This window comes from Zoogloea sp., from assembly GCF_017302315.1.
In the GTDB taxonomy this organism is placed as follows: domain Bacteria; phylum Pseudomonadota; class Gammaproteobacteria; order Burkholderiales; family Rhodocyclaceae; genus Zoogloea.
Genome location: NZ_JAFLDT010000156.1, coordinates 1 through 3,470, shown reverse-complemented (window position 1 = coordinate 3,470; position 3,470 = coordinate 1). Strand labels below are relative to the sequence as shown.

The following is a 3,470-nucleotide window of genomic DNA, read 5'->3' as shown; positions in this document are numbered from 1 at the left end:
CGGAGCCTGGCTGCTGCCCGGCATGATCGACGACCAGGTGCACTTCCGCGAGCCCGGACTCACCCACAAGGGCTGCATCGCCAGCGAATCGGCGGCGGCCGTGGCCGGGGGCATCACCAGCTTCATGGACATGCCCAACACCCGCCCCCCCACGCTCGACATGGCCGCCATCGAGGCCAAGCGAGCCCTGGCGGCAGCCGACAGCCACGCCAACTACGCCTTTCACCTGGGGGTATCGACCCACAACCTGGACGCCGTGGCCGCCGCCGACCCGACCCGCATCGCCGGCATCAAGGTGTTCATGGGGGCCTCCACCGGTGACATGCTGGTGGACGACCCGGCCGTGCTGGAACGTCTGTTTGCCTGTGCCCCCACCCTCCTGCTGGCCCATTGCGAGGACACCCCCACCATCCTGGCCAACGAGGCCGCCTGGCGGGCGCGTTGCGGCGACGACATCCCCTTCGAGGCCCACCCCCTGATTCGCAGCGCCGAGGCCTGCTACCGCTCCTCGTCCCTGGCGGTGGGCCTGGCCCGTCGGCACGGCACGCGCCTCCACGTGCTGCACCTGTCCACCGCCCGGGAGCTGGCCCTGTTCGACGACGGCCCCCTGGCCGGCAAACAGATCACCGCCGAAGCCTGCCTCCATCATCTGCTGTTCGACGACAGCGGCTACGCCGCGCTGGGCAGCCTGCTCAAGTGCAACCCGGCGGTGAAGACCCGGCAGGACCGGGACGCCCTGCGCGCCGCCGTGGCCAGCGGACGCATCGACGTGATCGGCACCGACCACGCCCCCCACACCCGGGCCGAAAAGGCCGCCCCCTACGCCACCGCCCCGTCCGGCCTGCCCCTGGTCCAGCACGCCCTGCCGGCGCTGATGGAGCTGGTGCACGACGGGGTGCTGGATCGCCCCACCCTGGTCCGGCGCTGCAGCCACGCCGTCGCCGACCTGTTCCAGATCCGTGATCGCGGCTACCTGCGGGAGGGCTACTGGGCCGATCTCGTCCTGGTCGCCGATCAGGATCACGCCGTGGATGCCGACCCCATCCTCGGCCGCTGCGGCTGGACCCCGTTCGCCGGCCGGCACTTCCGCTCCCGGGTGCTCACCACCCTGGTGTCCGGACGGATCGCCTGGCACGACGGCCGGCTCAACCCCGCCTGCCGCGGCGAAGCCCTCCAATTCGACCGCTGAAACCCACCATGCACGAACTTTCCCGCGCCTTCCTCTTCGAGGCCGCCCATACCCTGCAACGGGACATCGGCACCGAAGGCAGCCGGCGCATCCACGGCCACAGCTACCGCGCCACCATCACCCTGGCCGGGGCGCCGGACCCCGTCACCGGAATGCTGATCGACATCGGCCACCTGGACGCCCTCCTCGCCGACACCCGCGACGCCCTCGACCACCGCTTCCTCGACGAAGTGCCCGGCCTGGGCCCCGCCACCCTGGAAAACCTGTGCAGCTTCCTGTGGGCCCGGCTCGCCCCCAGCCTGCCGCAGCTTCACCGGGTCACGGTCAGTCGCGACCTGTCCGGCGACGCCTGCAGCTTCGTCGGGAAGGCCACCTGCTGATGCATCCCCTCACCCATACCCTGGCGGCCTGCATCGCCGGGGGCCTCCTCAGCATGGGCGCCGCCGCGCTGCTGACCTTCGGGCTCCCCCGCCGCTGGCTGACGCGTATGGTCAGCTTTTCCACCGGCGTGCTGCTGGCCACCGCCTTCCTGGATCTGCTGCCCGAGGCCGCCGGGGCCGGCCTCGAGATCCACACCCTCTTTGCCTTGCTGCTGGCCGGGCTGCTCGGTTTCTTCTTTCTGGAAAAGGCCGCCCTGTGGCATCACAGCCACGACGCCCCCGCGCACACCCATGAGCTGGCCCGGACGGTGCCGATCGTTCTGCTGGGTGACACGGTGCATAACTTCACCGACGGACTGATGCTGGCAGCCGCCTTCCTGGTGGATCCGCAGCTGGGCTGGGCGACCGCACTGGCCATCGCCGCCCACGAGATCCCCCAGGAGGCGGGCGACTTCATCCTGCTCCTTGCCGCCGGCTGGCGCCGGAGCCGGGCCCTGCTGTGGAACGGCCTGTCCAGCCTCACCGCCGTGCTGGGTGGGCTCATCGGGCACTTCTGGCTGAGCGACGCCGGGCGCTGGCTCCCCCATGTTCTCGTCATCGCCGCCGCCAGCTTCATCTATCTCGCCGTCTCCGACCTGATGCCCTGGCTGCGCCAGCAAAAGGGCGACCTCGCCTGGCACGGGGGCTTCATGGCGGCGGGCATCACCCTCCTCTCGGCCGGCATGGCCCTTCTCCACTGATCGCCTCGGAGCCCTCCATGAACGCACGCCACGACCTCCCCGCCCACGCCCCCCATACCCTCGTCACCCCCTCTCCGGCCGCGCTGGTCGGCATCTTCGAGCCGGATGTCCAGCTCGCCATCTGGCAACGCCCGGCAAACCCGCTCATCGCCAGCTACCTGGAGGCATCGAGGCATGGCCTCGGACGCGGGCTGCGGACCACCCTTGACGCCGGGCAATGCCCTGAGCTGGGAGAGCTCCCCGACCACCCCGGGCGCGAGGCCCTGGCCCGGGACATCGGCCAGCTCGCCGAACTGCTGGGCGATCTGCTGGACTGCCCCCATATCGGCCTGCGCCTGGAGGTGATCGACAAGGCCATGTGCCCGCGCCTGCACGTGGACCGGGTCGGCATCCGCCTGCTGTGCACCTACCGGGGGCCGGGCACGGAATGGCTGGACGATGCCGGCGCCGATCGCAGCAAGCTGGGCAGTGGCGCGGGCGGGCTGCCCGATGAACAGTCGGGCCTGCTCGGCGCCGGGACGCAGATCCAGCGAATTCCCGGCTTCGCCGTGGCCCTGCTGAAGGGCAGCCTGTGGCAGGGCAATGGCAGCCGCGGGATCATCCATCGCTCTCCTGCGGTTCCGGCGGACGCCTTTCCCCGCGTGGTACTGGCCGCCGACGGAGTGTGGTGAGCCCCATGGTCCCGGCCATTCACCTCCGCGACCTGAGCTTCGCCTGGCCAGGCCAGCCTGCAGCGTGTCTCACCCTGTCCGCCCTGGACGTGGACCAGGGTGAGCAGGTGTTCATCCAGGGGGACAGCGGCGCCGGCAAGAGCACCCTGCTCAACCTCATTGGCGGCGTGCTGCTGCCCCGGGAAGGCCGTATCCAGATCCTCGGCCAGGCCCTGGACGCCCTGTCGGCTCCCGCCCGGGACCGCTTCCGGGTCGATCACATCGGCTTCATCTTCCAGCAGTTCAATCTGCTGCCCTATCTGTCGGCCCTCGACAACGTCCTCCTGCCCTGCCGCTTCTCCGCCACCCGGGCCCGGCGGGCCGGCCCCCGGCCCGTGGAGGCGGCACACCGGCTCCTGGAAGCCCTGGAGGTGGATGCGGGCGACGCGGCCCGGCCGGCGAGCACCCTGTCCGTCGGGCAGCAGCAGCGGGTGGCAGCGGCCCGGGCGCT

5 protein-coding genes are annotated in these 3,470 nt (G+C 71.1%); all 5 read left to right on the top strand.

Annotated features, from left to right (window positions below):
* On the top strand, positions 1-1,189 hold a 1,189-nt coding region (locus J0L98_RS21415), incomplete at its 5' end, for a dihydroorotase (protein WP_296414258.1).
* A gap of 8 nt (positions 1,190-1,197) precedes the next feature.
* On the top strand, positions 1,198-1,569 hold the full coding sequence (locus J0L98_RS21410) for a 6-carboxytetrahydropterin synthase (RefSeq protein ID WP_296414257.1): 372 nt from the start codon (positions 1,198-1,200) through the stop codon (positions 1,567-1,569).
* Positions 1,569-2,309, top strand: a complete 741-nt coding sequence (locus J0L98_RS21405; RefSeq protein ID WP_296414256.1) for a ZIP family metal transporter — start codon at positions 1,569-1,571, stop codon at positions 2,307-2,309. The genes J0L98_RS21410 and J0L98_RS21405 overlap by 1 nt, the downstream gene beginning before the upstream one ends.
* A 17-nt stretch (positions 2,310-2,326) precedes the next feature.
* On the top strand, positions 2,327-2,980 hold the full coding sequence (locus J0L98_RS21400; protein ID WP_296414255.1) for a DUF1826 domain-containing protein: 654 nt from the start codon (positions 2,327-2,329) through the stop codon (positions 2,978-2,980).
* Positions 2,981-2,985: 5 nt separating this feature from the next.
* On the top strand, positions 2,986-3,470 hold a 485-nt coding region (locus tag J0L98_RS21395; RefSeq protein WP_296414254.1), incomplete at its 3' end, for an ATP-binding cassette domain-containing protein.